The following is a 19819-nucleotide window of genomic DNA, read 5'->3' as shown; positions in this document are numbered from 1 at the left end:
GGGTGTCCGGGGAGGATTCTTTGATGACCCATTCGCAGGGCCGCGCTCGTCGCGGCGCTTTCCTTTCCGCGTTCCTGGGCGCCGGGCTGCTGGCCGCGCTGCCCACCGCCGCGCAATCCACGGCCTATCCGCTGACGGTCGAGAATTGCGGCCAGACGCTCAGCTTCCCGGCGGCGCCGCGCAACGTGGTGACCATCGGCCAGGCGGCGACCGAGACGCTCTATGCGCTGGGTGTCGGCGAGAACATGGCCGGCACGTCCCTTTGGTTCAACGCGGTGCTGCCCGAGTTCGCCGCGCAGAACGACCGCGTGCCGCGGCTGGACAACAACGCGCCCAGCTTCGAATCCGTCATCAACAAGCGCCCGGGCCTGGTCGCCACCCAGTTCGAATGGATGATCGGCGCCCAGGGCGTCGTCGGCACCCGGCCGCAATTCCATGAGCTGGGCGTTCCGACCTACATCATGCCCTCCGACTGCGAGGGCAAGAACAACCTGGTCGGCGCCGACGGCACCCGCACCGCGCCCTTCACCACCGCCACCATCTACAAGGGCATCGAGCAGCTGGCCGCCATCTTCGACCGCCAGTCGGCCGGCGCGAAGCTGGTCGCCGATCTCCGCGCCCGCGAGGCCGCCGCCGTCGCCCGCGCCCAGGCGCTGAAGCTGACCGACGCTTCTGCCGCCTTCTGGTTCTCCAGCGCCGATCTGGACCTCGACCCCTATATGGCGGGCCAGAAGGGCATCCCGGGCTACATGATGCGGACGCTCGGCCTGCGCAACGTCGTGCAGTCGGACGAGGAATGGCCAACGGTCGGCTGGGAAAGCATCGCCCGCGCCAATCCCTCGGTGCTGGTCATCGCCCGCATGGACCGCCGCCGCTTCCCCGCCGACGACGTCGAGAAGAAGCTGGCCTTCCTGCGCGCCGACCCGGTGACGCGCGAGATGACCGCGGTGCGCGAAGGCCGCATCGTCATCCTCGACGCCCATGCCATGCAGGCCACCATCCGCCTGGTCGGCGGGCTGGAGGCGCTGACCGAGGCCATGGCCAAGCTGCGGCAGTGAGCCACGTCGCCGGGCCGCTGGCGAGGCTGGCGGCCCGCTTCGCCTGGCATGCCGGCTGGATCGCGCTGGTGCTGGCCGGCGCCATCCTGGCCGGGGTCTGCATCGGCGAGACCGCCATCCCGGTGGCCAGCGTCTGGCAGACCCTGGCCAACAAGATCTTTGGCGCGAGCTATGCGATCGACCGCATCGACCAGGGCATCATCTGGAACTACCGGCTGACGCGGGCGATCATCGCCGCCTGCTGCGGCGCGTCGCTGGCGGTCTCCGGCGTCATCCTGCAGTCGCTGCTGCGCAACGCCCTGGCGGAACCCTATCTGCTGGGGATTTCCGCCGGCGCTTCCACCGGCGCCGTGCTGGTCACCGTGGCCGGCCTCGGCGCCGGGGCGATCTCGCTCTCCGCCGGCGCGCTGGGCGGGGCGCTGTCGGCCTTCCTGCTGGTGGCGCTGCTGGCGCGGGCTTCCGGCGGCGGCGCCGGGCCGCGCGCGGCGGGGCAGATCGTGCTGGCGGGCATCGCCGGCTCGCAGCTGTTCAACGCGCTGACCGCCTTCATCATCACCCGCTCGGCCAGCGCCGAGCAGGCCCGCGGCATCATGTTCTGGCTGCTCGGCAATCTCAGCGGCGCGCGCTGGGACAATGTCGGCGCGGCGGTGCCGGTGGCGCTGGCCGTGACGCTGGTCTGCCTGTGGCAGGCGCGCGCGCTGGACGCCTTCACCTTCGGCGCCGATTCAGCCCTGTCGCTCGGCGTGCCGGTGAAGCGCATCCAGGCGCTGCTGATCCTGGCGGCCGCGCTGGCGACCGCGGTGATGGTCAGCATCGTGGGTTCCGTCGGCTTCGTGGGGCTGGTGGTGCCGCATGCGGCGCGCTTCCTGGTGGGCGTGCGGCATGTGCGGCTGGTGCCGGCCTCGGCGCTGATCGGCGCGCTGTTCCTGATCGGCGCCGACGTGGTCTCGCGCATCGCGGTGCCCGGCCAGGTGCTGCCGATCGGCGTGGTCACCGCGCTGGTCGGCGCGCCCGTCTTCGCGCTGATCCTGGTGCGGCGGAGGCCTGCGCGATGAGGCTCGAAGCAGAAGGCCTGTCCTGGTCGACCCGCGGCCAGGCGATCGTCCAGGATGTCGCGCTGCGCGTGGCCCCCGGCGAGCGGCTCGGCCTGATCGGCCCGAACGGGTCCGGCAAGTCGACGCTGCTGCGCATGCTGGCGGGGGTGCTGGCGCCCAGCGCCGGCCGTGTCCTGCTGGACGGTCGCCCCCTGACGGAAATGCGCCGGCGCGAGGTGGCGCAGGTCCTCGCTTTGGTCGAGCAGCAGGCGGAAACCGCCGACCGCATCACCGTGCGCGACGCGGTGGAGCTCGGCCGCACGCCGTTTCTGTCGATGCTGCGGCCCTGGGGTGCCGAGGACGACGCCATCGTCCGTCGCGCCCTCGATGTCGTCGAGATGGCCGACCGGTCGGCGCGCGACTGGATCACCCTGTCGGGCGGCGAGCGGCAGCGGGTGCATATCGCCCGCGCGCTGGCCCAGCAGCCGCGCATCCTGCTGCTGGACGAGCCGACCAACCACCTCGACATCCACCACCAGCTGGGCATCCTGGGGCTGGTGGCGGGGCTCCGCGTCACCACGGTGATCGCGCTGCACGACCTGAACCAGGCGATGGGCTGCGACCGCCTGGGCGTCATGCATCGCGGCAGGCTGGTGGCGCTGGGCGCGCCGTCGGACATCCTGACGCCCGATCTGCTGCGCGACGTCTTCGGCGTGCGCGCCAGCTTCCTCATCGATCCGGCCGATGGCAGCCGGATCCTGCGTTTCCAACCCTTGGCTTGAAGGCTTGATCCGATGCGACTGATGATGGCGCTTGGCGTGGCGATGCTGCTGGCCCGCCCCGCGATGGCCGAGATGCACGAGGTCCGCATGCTGAACCGCAACGACACCGGCGGCATGGTCTATGAGCCCGACTATCTGCAGATCGCGCCGGGCGACACGGTGAAGTTCATCGCGACGCATGTCTCGCACAACGCCGCGACCATCCCCTCCTTCTGGCCGGAGGGGGCGGCGACGGTGCGCGGCCGCATCAACGAGGAGATCGAGGTCACCTTCACCACGCCCGGCTTCTACGGCATCCAATGCATTCCGCATTACGCCATGGGCATGGTGATGCTGGTGCAGGTGGGGACGGAGAAGCCTTCGGCCGCTGCCGTCCCGCAGAGCCTGCCGCCGCGCGTGCGTCAGCGGTTTGCAGATATCATCACCCGGGCGGAGGCGAAGCCGGCGCCCTGACGCCCAGCACATGCGCGATGGCCAGGGTCAGCTCCGGCCGGTTCAGCGTGTAGAAATGGAACTCGTCGATGCCGTTGGCCTGCAGGGTGCGCACCTGCTCGGCGGCGACGATGCTGGCGACGATGCGGCGGATTTCCGGCGCATCGTCGGTGCCCTCGAACAGCTCGGCCAGCCAGGCCGGCACGCTGGTCCCGCACATCGCCGAGAACTTTTTTGCATTCGCGAAGTTGGAGACCGGCATGATGCCCGGCACGATCGGCGCGGTGATGCCGGCGGCCAGGCACCGGTCGAGGAAGCGCAGATAGGTGCCGGTGTCGAAGAAATACTGGGTGATGGCCCGCGTGGCGCCGGCATCCAGCTTGCGCTTCAGGTTGTCGAGATCGGCCTCCGGGCTCGACGCGCCGGGATGCACCTCCGGATAGGCGGCCACCGAAATCTCGAAATCGCCGATCCGCTTCAGCCCGGCGACCAGGTCGCTGGCATAGGCATAGCCGCCGGGATGCGGGGCATAGTCGGTGCCCGGAGCCGCGTCGCCGCGCAGCGCGACGATATGCCGCACGCCGGCTTCCCAATAGCCGCGCGCGACATCGTCGATGGCCTCGCGCGTGGCGCCGACGCAGGTCAGGTGGGCGGCGGGGACGAGGTCGGTCTCGCGCGCCAGGCGGGCGACCGTCGCATGGGTGCGTTCCTGCGTCGTGCCGCCGGCGCCATAGGTCACCGAGACGAAGCGTGGCCGCAGCGGCGCCAGACGCTCGATGCAGGACCAGAGCTGCTGGTCCAGCGCCTCGGTGCGCGGCGGGAAGAATTCGAAGGACAGAAGCGGCAGCGGCTGCGCCACGTCGCGGGCGGGGAGGGGGGCGAAGCGCTCGCCCCCCAGCCAGCGTTCCAGCACCGGCGTCACCCGGGTCATGTTGCTCATTCGTCTTTCCGTTTCAGGCCTGCGCGCGGGCGGCCTGCGCCGCGGCGACCATGTTGATCAGGGCGGCCTCGGTCTCCGGCCATTTGCGGGTCTTCAGCCCGCAATCCGGATTGACCCAGAGCTGGTCCGGCGACAGCCGGGCGCGGGCGGCGTCGAGCAGTGCCAGCATCTCCTCCACCGGCGGCACGCGCGGCGAGTGGATGTCGTAGACGCCAGGCCCGATCTCGGCCGGGTAGCGGTAGTCGGCGAAGGCGCCGAGCAGCTCCATCTTCGAGCGCGCCGTCTCGATCGAGATGACGTCGGCATCCATGGCGCCGATGGCGGCGATGATGTCGTTGAACTCGGAATAGCACATATGGGTGTGGATCTGGGTGGCATCGGCGACGCCCGACGCCGTCAGCCGGAAGCTTTCGACGGCCCAATCGAGATAGCCCTGCCAGTCGCCGCGGCGGAGGGGAAGACCTTCGCGCAGGGCGGCCTCGTCGATCTGGATGATGCGGGCGCCGGCTTGCTCCAGGTCGGCCACCTCGTCGCGGATGGCCAGCGCCAGCTGGCGGCAGGCCAGTTCGCGAGAAATGTCGTCGCGGACGAAGGACCAGTTCAGGATGGTCACCGGCCCGGTCAGCATCCCCTTCATCGGCCGCTGCGTCAGGCCCTGGGCATAGCGCCACCAGCCGACCGTCATGGCCTGCGGGCGGGAGACGTCGCCGAACAGGATCGGCGGCCGCACGCAGCGCGAGCCATAGGACTGCACCCAGCCATGCTTCGTGAAGACGAAGCCGGACAGCTGCTCGCCGAAATACTGCACCATGTCGTTGCGCTCGAACTCGCCATGCACCAGCACGTCGAGGCCGATCTGCTCCTGCCAGGATACCGTCCGCGCCGTCTCGGCACGCAGGAAGTCGTCGTAATCGGCGTCGGACAGCGCGCCCTTGCCATGGGCGGCGCGCGCCTTGCGCACGGCTTCCGTCTGCGGGAAGGAGCCGATGGTGGTGGTCGGGAAGGCCGGCAGCCCCAGCGCCTCGGCCTGCAGCCCGCGGCGCGCGGCGAAGTCGGAGCGGCGGCGCGCCATGGCCGGCGTCGCCGCGGCCAGGCGGGCGGCGACGGCAGGGTCGTGGATGCGCGGCGAGGTGCGGCGCGCCTCGGCGGCTTCGGTCGAGGCGGCGAGCTGGTCGGCGACGGCGTCGCGGCCTTCGTTCAGCGCACGGGCAAGAACGGAAAGCTCCTCGATCTTCTGCACGGCGAAGGCCAGCCAGCGGGCGATCTCGGGGTCGATCGCCGTTTCCTGCGCCAGGTCCACCGGGCAATGCAGCAGCGAGCAGGACGGCGCGACGACGATGTCGCGCTGCGCCGCCACCGGGGCCAGGCGACGCGCCAGATTTTCCAGGTCGGCACGCCAGACATTGCGCCCGTCGATGATGCCGAGCGACAGCAGCAGCGAGGCTGGCGCGCGTGACAGCACCAGGTCGAGCTGCCCCGGCGCCCGCACCAGGTCGAGATGCAGCCCCGCCACCGGCAGCGACAGCGCCGTCGCCAGATTGTCGCCAAGCCCGCCGAAATAGGTGGTCAGCATCAGCTTCGCCGCCGGCGCCTGGGCGGCGAGGACCGCATAGGCCTCGGTCAGCAGCGCGCGGTCGGCATCGTCGAGATCCAGCACGAGGCAGGGCTCGTCGATCTGCACCCAGCCAGCGCCGGCAGCGGCCAGGCGGGACAGCACCTCGAGATAGACGGCCAGCAGCCCCGGCAGCAGCGCCGCGCGTTGCGCCGCATCGACCTTGCCGAGCTTCAGGAAGGTCACCGGCCCCAGCAGCACCGGGCGCGTCACCACCCCTTGCGCCTTGGCCTCCAGATATTCGTCGATCACCTTGGTGGAGGACAGGGCGAAGCGCTGACCGCCAGAAAACTCCGGCACCAGATAGTGGTAGTTGGTGTCAAACCACTTGGTCATCTCGGCCGCCGGCACGTCGATCGCCTTGTGCGTGCAGCCGGCGCCGCAGTCGTGATGCGCCTCCCCTTGGGCGCCGCGGGCCATGGCGAAATAGGTGTCCAGGTCGACCGTGCCGCCCTGCCAGCCATAGGCGGCGGGGATGGCGCCGACCATGGCGCTGGTGTCCAGCACATGGTCGTAGAAGGAAAAATCGTTGCTGGGGACGATATCGGCGCCCAGCGCCTTCTGCATCGCCCAGGCCTTTCCGCGCAGCGTGGCGGCCACGTCCAGCAGCTCGGCGCCGGACGCCTTGCCGGACCAGTGGCGCTCCAGCGCCGTCTTGAGCTCGCGGCGCGGGCCGATGCGAGGAAAGCCGAGCGTGGCGACCGAGACAGTCATGACCTCACCTGTCATTTGGGGCGCGGAGCCAGCCGGGCGCGCGCCCGCCCGCGGGCTTCCGCGTGCAGGATCGACGCGACCTGACCGGACACCCCGCCGGAGGACGTTATGCGGTCGAGGCAGGTCTCCTGGCTCGCGGGTCACGGCCGCCATCCGCCTTCCCGGCGCGAGGTCGCGCCAGTGGCATCCCGGATGGCGGCTCGCCGCTCACAGTTGCGGGGGCAGCTCCGGTTTCGCCGCGTCGCCGCGGCTGCACCGGATTCCCTCTTAGCCCGCGGCGCGCGACGGGCGCGCGCCGGGGAACCTCGACCGCGCCATCTCAGCCAAGGCGGGCGGCTTTGTCAATTGGCATAAAGATATCTTTATGCGGTGATTCGAGAGTCGTTCATCCCCCGCCGAAATCCAGGCTGGGCTGGGCCGGCTCCTCCTCGTCGCTCTCGCCCTCGGCGCCGGAGACCGTCACCCCCAGCAGCCGCACGGCCTTCTCGAGCGGGAACAACCCCTGCACCAGCTCGCGGGCGGTGGCCGCCAGCAGGGCTTCGGCGGCAATAGGGCGGGCGAGGGTCCGGCTGCGGGTGACGGTGTGGAAATCGGCGTAGCGCAGCTTCACCGTCACCGTGCGGCCGAACCAGTCGTGGCGCGCGCACCAGTCCCAGACCTGGGCCGCCAGCTTCGCGACGCCTTCCTCGACGGCGGCGGGCTCGGCCAGGTCGGTGCCATAGGTGGTCTCGCTGCCGGAGGACTTGCGCGGCCGGTCGGGGCGCACCTGGCGATGGTCGATGCCGCGGGCGATCGCGTGGAAGGCCGCCCCGGCCTTTCCGAAGTGCTGCTGCAGGAAGGGCAGGGGGCATTCGCGCAGCTCGGCCCCGGTGCGGATGCCCAGGCCATGGAACTTCTTCGCCGTCGCCGGGCCGATGCCGTGGAAGCGGGCGATCTCCAGCTGCGCCACGAAATCGGCGCCCTGCTCAGGGGTGATGACGAATTGCCCGTTCGGCTTGCGATGGTCGGAGGCCATCTTCGCCAGGAACTTGTTGTAGGAAATCCCGGCCGAGGCGGTGAGGCCCGTGCGTTCCAGGATGGTGGCGCGGATCGCCGTCGCGATGCGCGTCGCCCAGGGGATCTCCTTCAGATTCGTCGTGACGTCGAGATAGGCCTCGTCCAGCGACAGCGGTTCGACGAGCGGCGTGTATTCCTCGTAGATGTCGCGGATCTGGCGCGAGACGGCGCGATAGACCTCGAAGCGCGGCGGGACGAAGAGCAGCTCCGGGCACAGCCGCTGCGCCGTGACCGAGGGCATGGCCGAGCGCACGCCGAAGCGCCGCGCCTCGTAGCTGGCCGCCGCCACCACGCCGCGCGCCTTCGACCCGCCCACCGCCAGCGGCCGGCCGCGCAGCGACGGGTCGTCGCGCTGCTCGACCGAGGCGTAGAAGGCATCCATGTCGATATGGATGATCTTGCGGATCGCCGGCTCGGCTTCCACCGTGGCTGTCCCGTTCGCGGCTGAGCGGGATCAAAACCAGAACATGGCCTCGCCGTCAACCGGCGCCGTCGCGACCCTCGGCGAAGAAAGCGACGGCCTTGATCAGCGCCCAGACCGGCAGGCCGGGCGTCAGGCCCAGCCGGCCCACGGCATCCTTCGTCACACGGCTCAGCAGGATGCTGTCGCCGACCGCAAGCCTGAGAAGAACATCATGCGCGCCGCCGGGCTCGATCGCGGCGAGCGTGGCGGGCAGCAGGTTCTGCACCGACAGCCCCTCCGGCCGGCTGGTCGCGATGGCGACGTCGCGCGCCTGGATGCGCAGCCGCACCGCATGGCCCAGCGCCAGCGCCGCCTGCGGCACCACCAGGCTGCCGCCGGGGAAGTCCAGCCGGGTCAGGCCGCGCGCCTCGTCCTGGGCGGCGACGCGGCAGGACAGCACCACGCCGGCATCCTGCCGCCCGGCCAGCATCGGCAGGTCGGTGCGGGCGGCGAGCGCTTCCAGGGGACCCGCGGCCAGCACGCGGCCCGCCTGCATCAGCACCAGCGTGTCGGCCAGGCGGTCGACCTCGTCCAGGGCATGGGTGACATAGAGCAGCGGGATGCGCAGCCGGTGCCGCAGCCGGGCCAGATAAGGCAGCACCTCGGCCTTGCGCGCGGCATCCAGCGCGGCCAGCGGCTCGTCCATCAGCAGCAGCGCCGGGCGCGACAGCAAGGCGCGGCCGAGGGCGACACGCTGCTTCTCGCCGCCGGACAACGCCGCCGGGCGGCGGCCGAGCAGCGCCTCGATGCCGAGGAGAGAGACGACCTCGTCGAAGCCAGGGCCTTCGGCGTCCTTCGGCGCGCGCTTCAGGCCGTAGCGCAGGTTGCTCTCGACCGAGAGATGCGGGAACAGCCGCGAATCCTGGAAGACCACGCCGCAGCGCCGCTTCTCGGGGGCGACGAATTTCTTCGCGCCACCGTCGAACAGCGTGACGCCACCGACAGAAATACGGCCCTCGGCCGGGCGCAGCAGCCCGGCGACGGCGGCCAGCACGGTGGACTTGCCGCAGCCCGAGGGGCCGAAGATCACCGTGACGCCGGGCGTCGGCGCGGTGAATGCCGCGTCCAGCGCGAAGCCGGGGAAGCGATGCCGCAGGGAAATCTCCAGCATCAGCCGCGCTCCCGCCCGAGCAGGCGCTGCATGCGGCGCGACACCATCTCGGCCAGCAGCAGCCCGCTGACCGCCAGGGCGAAGGAGACGCCGGCGAGCTTGGCCGCGGTGGCCTCGCCGCCCGGGGTCTGGGTCGCGGCATAGATCGCGAGCGGCAGGGTCTGGGTCTGGCCGGGAATGTTGGAGGCGAAGGTGATCACCGCGCCGAACTCGCCCAGCCCGGCGGCGAAGGCGGTGATGGCGCCGGACAGGATGCCCGGCGAGATCAGCGGCAGGGTGATGGTGAAGAAGCGGTCGAAGGGCCCGGCGCCCAGGGTGCGGGCGGCATCCTCCAGCCCCTGGTCCACCGCCTCCAGGCTGAGGCGCACGGCGCGGACGATCAGCGGGAAGGACATCACTGCGGTGGCCAGGGCGGCGCCGCCGGTGGTGAAGACCAGCCTCAGCCCGAACCAGTCGTTCAGCAGGCTACCGACCGGGCCGCGCACCCCGAAGGTCACCAGCAGCAGCCAGCCGACCACGACGGGCGGCATGACCAGCGGCAGATGCACCGCCGCATCCAGCAGCGAGCGCCCGGGGAAACGGCCGCGCGCCAGCAGCCAGGCCGCCAGCACCGCCGGCGGCAGGCCGAAGACCACGGAACGCAGGGCGACGCTCAGGCTGAGCCGGACCGCCTCCCATTCCTCGGCCGTCAGCCAGCCGGTCGCCGCCTCGAGCACCGGCGGTCAGGGCGTGCGCAGGCCGAAGCCGAAGCGGCGATAGGTCTCGGCCGCTTCCGGCCCGGTGATGAAGGCCAGAAAGCCCTTGGCGGCGGCGTTGTCGGCGGCGCGGCGGGCCAGGGCGAAGGGATAGGTCACCGGCGGGTGGCTTTCGGCCGGGAAGGTGGCGACCACGCGCACGCCCTTCGACGCCGCGGCGTCGGTCGCATAGACGATGCCGAGCGGCGCCTCGCCGCGCTCGACCAGCAGCAAAGCGGAGCGGACATTGTCGGCCCGCGCCAGCCGCGGCGACACCTTCTCCCACTGGCCCATCCAGGTCAGCGCCGCCTGGGCATACTTGCCGACGGGAACGTTGGACGGGTCGCCGGTCGCGATGCGGCCATCGGCGCCGAGCACGGCCGAGAAATCGGTGTTGCGGTCGAGGGTGATCGCCGGCGCCGGACGGTCGGCGGGGGCGATCAGCACCAGCGCATTGGCCAGCGGGCTGCTGCGGGTGGCTTCGACGATCAGCTGGCGCTGCTGGACGTAATCCATCCAGGGCTCGTCAGCAGAAGCAAAAATATCGGCGGGGGCGCCCTGCTCCATCTGCCGGGCCAGCGCCGAGGAGGCGGCGAAGGAGAAGCGCGGCACGGCATTCCCCTTGGCGCGCCACATTTCTCCCAATGCGCGCATGGCGTCGGTCAGGCTGGCGGCGGCGAAGAACACGGGGCCCTCGGCCGAACCCTGGGCCCGGACGGGCTGGGCGACGGCGAGAAGGGAAGCGAAGGCCGCGGCGGCGGCGAGAAGGGCGCGACGGCGCATCGGGGCAGGCTCCGCTCGTTGTTCCTGAGTGGCTATATCGTTGGCAGGCCAGGCGGACAAGCGGGCCGCGAAACCGTCATCCCCTTACAAGAGGCTTTGACTGGGCGGCCGCCGCAGGATCGGGCATCACGGAGGCCAGCGGTAACAGAGGAAGCTGCCGGTGGCTCTGCTGACATGGCTGCGTGGACTGCTCGGTCTCCAGGACAAGCCCGCGGGCCCGCCGCCCGAGCCGCCGCCGCCGCCGCCGCCCGCCGCGGCAGCACCCCTCGATCCCGGGCCGGAAGCGCCCGCCGCGCCGCCGCCGCCGCAGGACGACAGCGCCGCCTTCCAGGCCGGCTTCGACCGCCGCTACGCCTATTGGGCGGCGGTGGGCCAGGTCGAGGACGATGTGCTGACGCATCTGATCAGCCCCTCCTTCACCGGCGGCCCGGCCTGGCCCTCGACGCGGCAGGCCTATCGCGTGGTGCGGCGCGGCCACAGCCTGGTGCTGGCGACCGACGGGCTGTCCGACCCCTTCGACAATGTCCAGGGCGGCGGCAACGGCTACGGCATGGAGCTTTTCGTCGAAACCGCCGACATTGCCGCCGAATTCGCCGGCCTGCCGGGCGATGTCGCTGGGCTCAGCCGGTCCTGGGCCTTCGAGCTGCTCAGCCATGTCGCCGGCACCGTCGCCGGCGCCGGCGGCATCGTCCACCAGCTGGAGCGGCATGGGGTGCTGTCGATGGAATTGCCGGGCTTTAGCCAGGCGCATAGCCTGCCCGACCAGCTGCCGCCCGGCTTCGTCACCGAGGACGATGCGCTGGGCCTGCTGCTGGGCGGCCCCGATCCCGACTTCCCCCGCCTGATCGAGGACATGCCGCTGTCGCCGGTGCGGATGGTCCCCGTGGTGCTGCTGAAGGCGGCCGAGCTGACCGCGCTGCGCCAGGGCGGCGCCGAGGCCCGCCGGGTGCTGGCCGAGCGCCTGGCCGCCACCACCGGCCATCGCAGCAGCCTGACCCGGCCGCCAATGACCGCTTCGTAAAAAATGGCCGCGCCCCTGTAATGGGGGGCGCCGCCGCGCGGGTCACCTGTCCGAACCGCGACTGAGAGTCGCTCGCGAATCGGACCGAACCCTGATGCCTCTCTTCCTCCGCGCCCCGCTGCTGGCGGCGCTGCTGCTGCCGGCCAGCGTGGTCGCGCAGCCGGCGATCGACTTCGCCATCCCGGCCCAGCCGCTGCCCACCGCCCTGGTCGCCTTCTACCGGCAATCCGGCGTGCAGCTGCTCTATGACGCCGCCATCGCCGAGGGACGGCAGTCGCCGGGCCTCGCCGGCCGCGCCACGCCCGAGGAGGCGCTGCGCCGCCTGCTGGTCGGCACGGGCCTGGGCTTCCGCTTCACCGCCCCCGGCGTGGTGACGCTGACCCCGCCGCCGGCGCGCGAAGGCGCGCTCGAGCTGCCCGAGGTCTCGGTGCAGGGCGCGCGCGTCACCTCGACCATGGGATCGCCGCCGCCTGTGCTGCCGGGCGGGCAGGTGGCCTCGGGGCAGCAGATGGGGCTGCTCGGGCGGCGGGACGCCATGGACACGCCCTTCAGCAGCCAGGCCTTCACCCAGCGCTTCATCGCCGACCAGCAGGCGCAGTCGGTGGCCGACGTGGTCTCCAGCGACCCGGCGGTGCGGCTGGGCGACCCGACCAACAACGGCAACGCCAATTCCTTCAGCATGCGCGGCATCTTTCTGGGGAATGGCTCGATCGGCTTCGACGGCATGTACGGTCTGGCGCCGAATTCGCAGACCACGCTGATCGGCATCGAGCGGGTCGAGGTGCTGCGCGGCCCGGCCGCCTTCCTGGCCGGCATGTCGCCCTCCGGCGTCGGCGGCGTCATCAACCTGGTGCCGAAGCGCGCCGAGGCCGAGCCGCTGGCCGAGCTCACCCTCGACTACCTGTCCGACTCCCGCCTCGGCACCCGCATCGATTACGGCCGCCGCTTCGGCGCGCAGCAGGAATGGGGCGTGCGGCTGAACGGGCAGTATCGCGACGGCCGCACCTCGGTCGGCGGGCAGAACCAGGAGATCGGCGCCGTCACCCTCGGCCTCGACTATCGCGGCGAGCGGCTGCGGCTCTCGGCCGATCTCGGCTATCAGAGCCTGCAGACCGAGCGCGCCAACATCACCATCACGCCCGCGGCGGGGCAGGGGGTGGCAGCACCCCCCAATCCGCGCCGCAGCTTCGTCTCGCCCTGGAACTTCACGCATTTCCAGGACAGCTACGGCGCCGTCCGCGCCGAATACGACATCCTGCCCGAGCTGACCGCCTTCGCCGCCGCCGGCACCAGCCACACCGACTGGAACCAGGTGTTGGACCAGGGCACGGCGGTGATGCCGAACGGCGACTTCCTCAGCACCGCCAACTACAACCAGATCACCATCGACCGCCGCACCGGCGAGTTTGGGCTGCGCGGCCGCTTCCGCACCGGGCCGGTGCAGCACAGCGTCAGCCTGGGCTACAGCGCCTATTGGGCGATCCGCGACAGCGCCGGCGGGCTGGCGCTGAGCTCGATCCCCTCCAACCTGTACAACCCGGTCTTCAACCCGGCGCCCTTCCTGCCGCGGCGGACGCCGACCAAGCAGAGCGACACCGTCTTCCAGAGCATCGCCATCGCCGACACGATGTCGGTGCTGGACGAGCGCATCCAGCTGACCCTCGGCGCCCGCCGCCAGGATATTTCCGTCAGCAACTACGCGACGGCGACCGGCGCCAAAACCTCCGGCTACGAGCAGGACGTGGTCACGCCCGTCGTCGGGCTGGTGGTGAAGCCCTGGCGCCAGGTGTCTCTCTATGCCTCCTATATCGAGGCGCTGCAGCAGGGCACCATCGTCGCGCAGACCTACCGCAACGGCGGCGAGACGCTGGCGCCCTATGTCTCCCGCCAATACGAGGCCGGCGCCAAGTTCGACCTGGGCGTGGCGCTGGCCACCATCAGCGCCTTCCAGATCACCCAGGAATCCGGCATCGCCGACGCCGCCACCAACACCTTCCGCGCCGAGGGCGAGCAGCGCTTCCGCGGCACCGAGCTGACCATCGCCGGCGAGCCGCTGCCCGGCTTCCGCCTGGTCGCCGGCGCCATGTTCCTGGACGCCGAGCAGAGCAAGACGCAAGGGGGCCTTTATGACGGCCGCCGGGTGATGGGCGTGGCCCGCACCAACCTGAACCTGACCGGCGAATGGGACCCGGCCTTCGTGCCGAACCTGACGCTGAGCGCGCGGGCGATCTACACCGGCAACAACTACGCCGATGCCGCCAACAAGCAGAGCCTGGGGGCCTCGACGACGGTGGATCTGGGGGCGCGCTACGTGATCGAGCGGGCCGAGGCCAGGCCGGTCGTGCTGCGGGCGGCGGTGCGCAACGTCTTCGACACGCGCTACTGGACGCTCTACCCGGGTTTCTCTCTGTTGAACCAGAACGAGGCGCGGACCTACGTGGTCTCGGCGACGTTCAGCTTCTGAGCAACGCGCCGGGCGCCACCGGCGCCCGGCAAACCGAAAGAACTACGAAGAACGGCCGCGGCCGCCGGTGCCCTTGCCGAGGCCGATCTGCTTGGCCAGCGAGGAGCGCTTGGCGGCATAGTCCGGCGCCACCATGGGATAGTCGGCCGGCAGGTTCCAGCGCTCGCGATACTGCGCAGGCGTCATGCCATAGGCGGTCTGCAGATGCCGCTTCAGCATCTTCAGCTTCTTCCCGTCCTCCAGGCAGACCAGGTATTCGGGCATCACCGACTTCTTGATCGGCACCGCCGGCTGCGGCCGCTCGGCGACCTCCGGGGCGGCCTGCACCGGCGCGGCGCCAAGGCCCGCCAGGCTGCGATAGACCTGCTCGATCAGCACCGGGACCTCGCCCGCCTGCACGGCGTTATGCCCGACATGGGCGGCAACGATCTGGGCGGTGAGGGTCAGCAGGTCCGTCTTCGTCGCGTCGTCGGGCATTCTTGGACACCATCGTTGGTGGGGGGAAGCCCGGTGTATAAGGGGCCGCGCCGTATGTAAATCCGGTGTAAATTTTAATCCCGGTCAACTATTGCGACGGCCCCCGCTACCGCTGCCTCAGTCGAGAACGAAAGCAGGCCGCGGAGCCAGGTCCAGCTTCACCGCCTTGACCCCTGGAATGCCTTCGGCCAGCACGCGCAGGCCCCGCCCGATCTCCTCGCCGCGGGTGAAGCCGTGGAAGGTGACCACGGCCCCGCTGACATCGACGAAGATCAGGTAGGAATCCGCCCAGGGCTGCTGCGCCATGGCGTCGCGGAGGCGCTGGTGGATCTCCCGATCGGTCGCGGCGGTGGCGGCGGCCTCGGGCGGCGCCAGCACCGCGCGCATCAGGTCGGCGCGCGACAGGATGCCGACCAGCTGCCCGCCGCGCAGCACCGGCAGCCGCCGCACGTTTCGCGATTCGAGCAGGGCAGCAGCCTCGGAGATCCTGGCGTCCTCCGTGGTGCTGACGATGGCGGTCGACATCAGGTCGCGGGCGGTGCGGCCATGGCTGCGGGCATAGTGCTCGGCCTGCTGCGTGGCCGACTCGAGCAGGCGGCGGAACCAGCCGCGCGGCGCCTCGCCCTCGGCGGCCAGGCGGCGGGTCAGGTCGCCCTCGGTCACCATGCCGAGCAGCTTGCCTGCCGCATCCACCACCGGCACGCCGGAGATGCCACGCTCGGCGAACAGCGCGGCCAGCGCCGCGGCGGAGGTCTCCGGCGCCACGGTCATGGCCTCCCGCGTCATCACATCCCGGACCAGCATCCTCTTTTCCTCCTCGTGGCGGCCTGCCAGGCGGACGGACATGGCATCCCTCGCCCGGGCTGACCGGAGATTACATGAAGGAAAGTTAATTCGGCTTGATCTGGATCAAGCGCCGCCGGCTTCACGGCTCCGGCATCTGCGCCAGGGCTTCCGCCAGCGACGGGCGGCGCGCGACCTCCGGCTGGCGGCAGGCCGCGGCCAGCGCGCCGAGCGGCTGTTGCAGCGCCGGGCAGGCGGCGATCAGCTCTTCGAGCAGAATGCCCAGCGCCCGGCTTTCCAGCCGCGCCAGGCCTCGCCGGCCGGGCGGCAGGACGCTGGCGGCGCCGAAGTCGGACAGCACCGCCTCGCCCCGCCCCCCGTCCCAGAGCAGGTTGTGCGCATAGAGATCGCCATGCAGCAGCCCGCGCCGGTGCAGATGGGCACCGGCCGTGGCGGCGGCGCGGGCCAGGCGCAGCCCGGCCTGCGGCGTGATGCGCTGCGCCTCGGGCCAGACGTCGCGCGAGCAGCTGGCGAGCGACGGCGGCCCGGCCAGCGCCTGCCAGCCCGCCGGCAGCAGCGGCATCACCAGCCCGGCGAGGCTGTCGGGATGCCCCTCGATGCGGCCCAGCGCGCCGGTCAGCTGCGGATGCGCGCCGGCGGCCAGGCAGGCGGCCATCTCGCGCTCGGGCAGGCCGTCGCTGGTCATCGCGCCCTTGAACAGCTTCAGGGCGACGGGGCGGTCGCCGGCGCCGGGCTGCCGCCAGCGGCCGGCCAGCACCCGGCCGGAGGCGCCTTCGCCGAGCAGCGCGCCCGCTTCCAGCTCCGCCCAGCGGATGCCCTGCGCTGCAGGCACCGGAAAAAAACCTTCGAAAGGGTTGGCCGACCAGCCGAGCCAGGCCAGCGACGGCAGTCTTTCGATCCAGCCCGGCAAGTCGTCGAGGTCGTTGGCGGCGAGGCGCAGCAGCTCGAGGGAGGCGGCGCCTTCCAGGCCGGCCGGCAGGGCCTTCAGCCGGTTCCCCGCCAGCAGCAGCTTGGTCAGCCTCCCCTGCCTGCCCAGCGAGGCAGGCAGAACCGAAAGAACATTGTCGGTGAGGGTGAGCCAGCGGAGGCGGGGGGGCAGGGCCTCGGCGGGAAGCTCCTCCAGGCCGCAGCCGCGCGCGCCGATCTGGCCGAGGGCCGCGCAGCCGCCCAGCGCCGCCGGCAGCCGCCGCATCGGATTGCCCGAGACGAAGACGGCGCTCAGCCGCTCCAGCCGCGTGAGGTCGGGCGGCAGGTCCGGCAGACGATTGCCGCTGAGGTCGAGGAGCTCGAGGCTGGGCGCCAGGGCCAGGATCTCCGGGGGCAGGCTCGTCAGCCCCAGCCCGGGCAGGCGCAGCACGCGCAGCCCGGGCAGCCGCCCGGCGCGCAGCGCGGCCAGCCGGTCGGCGGGGGAGAGGAGGGCGGCGGCGGCATCGGCATCGGCATCCATCGGGCTTTTTTCAGCCGGAGGGTGCAACCCTGGCAAGCCTGCCGCGCTGCAGCCCGCAACAGCCCCGCCTCTGCTGCGCCGCAGCGGGGGCGTCACCCTTGCATCCGGCGGCGGAAGCGCCTTCATTCGCAGGATTGCTCGCCTTTCACATGCCTGCCGCGCGGAGCTTTGCATGGCCCTGGTGAAGACCTCCGACCTGCCGCGCAAGCCCGGCCATGGCCTCGTCGAGCCCGATCCGGCCGGGCCGCCGCGCGCCCCGCTCGCCGCCCCCGTCGCCAGCCGCCGCGCCCAGGACCGCGCCCGGCTGCGCCGGCAGAAGGCGGCCGAGCGGGTCGGCGCCGCCACCGAGCAGCTGGCCGCCGGCGTCGCCGAGGCCGCCGCCGCCGCAGAGGAGCTGCGCCGCGCGCTGCAGCAGATTGCCGGCGCCGCCAGCGAGGCGGCGGGAGCAGCGCAGGAAAGCCAGGGCTCGGTCGACAATGTCAGCGCCGTCTTCCTGCAGGCGCGCGACCGCGCCGAGCTGCTGCGCCGCCGCGCCGATGCGCTGCAGGGGCTGCTGCTGGAGGTGGGCGGGCAGATCGACGCCGCCGCCGCCGCCGTCGCCGAGAATGCGGCGCGGCAGCGGCGCTCGGTGCGCGTCGTCGAGGGGCTGGAGGGCCATGCCGCCAGCATCGGCGAGATCACCCTGCTGATCGCCGACATCGCCGACCAGACCAATCTGCTGGCGCTGAACGCGGCGATCGAGGCCAGCCGCGCCGGCGAGGCGGGGCGCAGCTTCGCGGTGGTCGCCGAGGAGGTGCGCGCCTTCGCCGAGGCCAGCGAGGCCGCCGCCGCCGAGGTGGCCGGCCTGGCGCAGAGCATCGGCGCCGAGGTGCGGGCGGTGGCCGAGCGCATCCGCGGCGCCGCCGGCCAGGCCGAGGCGGAGGCCTCGAACGGCCGCGCGGTGGTCGCCCGGCTGGAGGCGGTGCGCGGCGACATGGCCGCCATGGTCGGCCAGGCCGAGGCGATCCTGGCCGCGGCGGTGGAGGCGGAGGGCGGCATGCGCGAGGCGCAGCGCGGCGCCGCGCAGATCGCCTCGGCGGCCGAGGAACAGGCCGCGGCGGCGGAGGAATCGCAGCGCGCGGTGCAGCAGCAGAGCCTGGCGCTGGAACAGAGCCACGCCACCGCCCAGGCCCTGGCGGCGATCGCCGAGGAGCTGCTGGCCGGCGGTGGCCAGGGACGGTCGGAGCTGGGCAAGGCCGATCAGGTGGCGGCGGCGGCCGAGCAGCTCTCGGCCAGCGTGCAGGAGCTCTCCGCCGCGGCCGGGCAGATCATGGCCTCCGTCGCGCAGATCAGCCGCGGCGCCGAGGCGCAGGCGGCGGCGACCCGGCAGTCGGCCGCTGCCATGGCCGGCATCGAGCGCGCCGCCACTGCCACGCGGGCTGGCGCCGCCCGCAGCGGCGAGCGGCTGGAGGGAATGGTGCCGCAGCTGGCCGAGGGGCGCGGCGCGGTGCAGCGGCTGGCCGGCAGCCTGGCCCAGGTCTCGGGCGAGGCGGAGACGGTGGCGGCGCTGATCGGCGGGCTGCAGCAATCGGCGCGGCGCATCGGCAAGGTGGTGGACGGCATCGCGCTGGTCGCGGCGCAGACCGGCATGCTGGCGGTCAGCGGCGCGGTGGAGGCGGCGCGCGCCGGCGAGGCGGGCGGCGGCTTCGCCACGGTCTCGGCCGATATCCGCGCCCTGGCCCGCGATTCCGCCGGCAATGCCGGGCGGATGCAGGACGCGGTGGAGCTGATCCGCGAGCAGATCGGCCTGGTGCGCCGCGACCTGGAGCAGGTGGGCCTCGCCGCCGATGCCGAGATCGGCCGCAACCAGCAGATCGCCGCCCGGCTGGCCGCGGTGGAAGGCGACCTGGCCATGCTGTCGGGCGCCAGCGCCGAGATCCTGGGCGGCGCCGAGCTGGCGCTGGACGCGGTGCGCGAGGTGCTGGAGGGCACGCGGCAGATCGCCGCCGCGGCCGAGCAGGCCAGCAGCGCCGCCACCCAGTCGGCCGCCGCGGCGCGCGAGCAGGCGCGCGGCGCCGAGGATCTGGCGGCGGCGATCGAGGATATCGCCAGCCTCGCCGACGAATTGCAGATCGCGGAAGGCTGAGGGTCATGGCGGGCAGCGGCCTGCTGGTCTTCGCCGCCGGCGGCGCGCGGCACGGCCTGCCGGCGGGGCAGGTGGCCGAGCTGGCGCGGCCGGGACCTTTGACCCGGGTGCCGCGCGCGCCGGCCAGCCTGCTCGGGCTGACGCATCGCCGCGGCGCGGTGCTGCCGGTCCTCTCGCTGCCGGCGCTGCTGGCGCCGGGGGCCGCGCCGCCGGCCGGGCCCGCGGCGCGGCTGCTGGTGCTGGAGGGCGCGATGCCCTGCGCCCTGCTGGTCGGGTCGGTGGAGGGGCTGGCGCCGCCGGGTGCCGCGCCGCCGCTCGACCTCGAGGCGCTGCTGGCCCGCGACTTCCGGTCGATGCACCGGGGCGAGGCGGCGGAGACCGCCGGCGCCGCGCTGCCCGAGGCCGCGGCGCCGCCGCCCGAGCCGGTGCTGCGGCTGCTGCGCTTCGCGCTGAACGGCCAGGATTTCTGCCTGCCGCTCGCGGCAGTGCGCGGCGTCGCGCGGCGGCCGGAGGGGCTGGTGCCGCTGCCGGGGGCGGATGCCGCCATGCTGGGCACCGTGGCGCTGGCGGCGGCGGGCGGGCGGAAGCTCCGGCCGCTGGTCTCGCTGCGGCGGCTGCTCGGGCTGCCGGGCGATGCGGCGGCGGGGGACCGGGTGATCCTGCCGGCGGTCGGCTGCGCCGAGCCGGCGCCGCCGGTCGATGCGCCGCGCGGCGTGGTCGCCCCGCCGCCGCCGGCCCCGCGCCCGGTCCCCCCCGCCCTGG

Annotated in this window: 17 protein-coding genes and 1 riboswitch; of the genes, 8 read left to right on the top strand and 9 right to left on the bottom strand. The window is 72.5% G+C overall.

The genetic code is table 11. The features are described from left to right. Positions 1 to 23: 23 nt before the first annotated feature. The 4 genes from BKE38_RS14900 to BKE38_RS14885 are packed head-to-tail and all read left to right on the top strand — an operon-like array spanning position 24 to position 3327. Complete coding sequence (locus BKE38_RS14900) at positions 24 to 1058, top strand: ABC transporter substrate-binding protein (protein WP_076958083.1); 1035 nt, start codon at positions 24 to 26, stop codon at positions 1056 to 1058. Next, on the top strand, positions 1055 to 2113 hold the full coding sequence (locus tag BKE38_RS14895) for a FecCD family ABC transporter permease (protein ID WP_408887426.1): 1059 nt from the start codon (positions 1055 to 1057) through the stop codon (positions 2111 to 2113). Before BKE38_RS14900 ends, BKE38_RS14895 begins: the two co-directional genes overlap by 4 nt. Then, a complete protein-coding gene (locus tag BKE38_RS14890) occupies positions 2110 to 2874 on the top strand; it encodes an ABC transporter ATP-binding protein (RefSeq protein WP_076958082.1) in 765 nt (254 codons plus the stop codon). Before BKE38_RS14895 ends, BKE38_RS14890 begins: the two co-directional genes overlap by 4 nt. Before the next feature lie 12 nt (positions 2875 to 2886). Next, on the top strand, positions 2887 to 3327 hold the full coding sequence (locus tag BKE38_RS14885; protein ID WP_076958081.1) for a pseudoazurin: 441 nt from the start codon (positions 2887 to 2889) through the stop codon (positions 3325 to 3327). Here the strand turns inward: BKE38_RS14885 and metF are convergent. The 6 genes from metF to modA form a co-directional block, all read right to left on the bottom strand. After that, on the bottom strand, positions 3296 to 4237 hold the full coding sequence (metF, locus tag BKE38_RS14880; RefSeq protein ID WP_076958121.1) for a methylenetetrahydrofolate reductase [NAD(P)H]: 942 nt from the start codon (positions 4235 to 4237) through the stop codon (positions 3296 to 3298). The two genes, BKE38_RS14885 and metF, sit on opposite strands and share 32 nt — an antisense overlap. 22 nt (positions 4238 to 4259) lie before the next feature. After that, complete coding sequence (gene metE / locus BKE38_RS14875) at positions 4260 to 6572, bottom strand: 5-methyltetrahydropteroyltriglutamate--homocysteine S-methyltransferase (protein ID WP_106409223.1); 2313 nt, start codon at positions 6570 to 6572, stop codon at positions 4260 to 4262. Positions 6573 to 6673: 101 nt separating this feature from the next. After that, positions 6674 to 6895: riboswitch (cobalamin riboswitch) on the bottom strand. A 62-nt stretch (positions 6896 to 6957) separates the two neighbouring features. After that, complete coding sequence (dinB, locus tag BKE38_RS14870; protein WP_278247625.1) at positions 6958 to 8052, bottom strand: DNA polymerase IV; 1095 nt, start codon at positions 8050 to 8052, stop codon at positions 6958 to 6960. Between the two features lie 55 nt (positions 8053 to 8107). After that, the gene (gene modC / locus BKE38_RS14865) at positions 8108 to 9202 is read right to left on the bottom strand and encodes a molybdenum ABC transporter ATP-binding protein (protein ID WP_076958079.1); all 1095 of its coding nucleotides are present in this window, start codon (positions 9200 to 9202) and stop codon (positions 8108 to 8110) included. Continuing rightward, positions 9202 to 9918 (bottom strand): molybdate ABC transporter permease subunit, encoded by a 717-nt coding sequence (gene modB, locus BKE38_RS14860; RefSeq protein ID WP_207553575.1) that lies wholly within the window; start codon positions 9916 to 9918, stop codon positions 9202 to 9204. Before modB ends, modC begins: the two co-directional genes overlap by 1 nt. Before the next feature lie 6 nt (positions 9919 to 9924). Beyond that, on the bottom strand, positions 9925 to 10719 hold the full coding sequence (gene modA / locus BKE38_RS14855) for a molybdate ABC transporter substrate-binding protein (protein ID WP_076958078.1): 795 nt from the start codon (positions 10717 to 10719) through the stop codon (positions 9925 to 9927). Between the two features lie 160 nt (positions 10720 to 10879). Between modA and BKE38_RS14850 the strand changes: the two genes are divergently transcribed. Beyond that, positions 10880 to 11740, top strand: coding sequence for a suppressor of fused domain protein (locus BKE38_RS14850; RefSeq protein WP_242662366.1), 861 nt, complete (start codon positions 10880 to 10882; stop codon positions 11738 to 11740). A gap of 94 nt (positions 11741 to 11834) precedes the next feature. Then, positions 11835 to 14204, top strand: coding sequence for a TonB-dependent receptor (locus tag BKE38_RS14845; protein ID WP_083747563.1), 2370 nt, complete (start codon positions 11835 to 11837; stop codon positions 14202 to 14204). A 42-nt stretch (positions 14205 to 14246) separates the two neighbouring features. On the opposite strand, the gene BKE38_RS14840 is transcribed toward BKE38_RS14845, so the two are convergent. The 3 genes from BKE38_RS14840 to BKE38_RS14830 form a co-directional block, all read right to left on the bottom strand. Next, positions 14247 to 14681, bottom strand: coding sequence for a Ros/MucR family transcriptional regulator (locus tag BKE38_RS14840; RefSeq protein ID WP_076958076.1), 435 nt, complete (start codon positions 14679 to 14681; stop codon positions 14247 to 14249). Positions 14682 to 14798: 117 nt separating this feature from the next. Then, positions 14799 to 15485 (bottom strand): CBS domain-containing protein, encoded by a 687-nt coding sequence (locus BKE38_RS14835; RefSeq protein WP_076958075.1) that lies wholly within the window; start codon positions 15483 to 15485, stop codon positions 14799 to 14801. Positions 15486 to 15606: 121 nt separating this feature from the next. Further along, entirely contained in the window at positions 15607 to 16932 is a 1326-nt protein-coding gene (locus tag BKE38_RS14830) for a leucine-rich repeat-containing protein kinase family protein (protein WP_076958074.1), read from the bottom strand. A 172-nt stretch (positions 16933 to 17104) separates the two neighbouring features. Here BKE38_RS14830 and BKE38_RS33645 point away from each other — a divergent pair, with 172 nt between their 5' ends. Together BKE38_RS33645 and BKE38_RS14820 are read left to right on the top strand one after the other, a co-directional pair. Further along, positions 17105 to 19057, top strand: coding sequence for a methyl-accepting chemotaxis protein (locus tag BKE38_RS33645; protein WP_076958073.1), 1953 nt, complete (start codon positions 17105 to 17107; stop codon positions 19055 to 19057). 5 nt (positions 19058 to 19062) lie between these two features. Then, on the top strand, positions 19063 to 19819 hold a 757-nt coding region (locus BKE38_RS14820; protein ID WP_207553574.1), incomplete at its 3' end, for a chemotaxis protein CheW.

Origin of the sequence: Teichococcus deserti, from assembly GCF_001982615.1 — a bacterium.
In the GTDB taxonomy this organism is placed as follows: domain Bacteria; phylum Pseudomonadota; class Alphaproteobacteria; order Acetobacterales; family Acetobacteraceae; genus Pseudoroseomonas; species Pseudoroseomonas deserti.
This window is presented reverse-complemented; position numbering and strand designations above follow the sequence as displayed.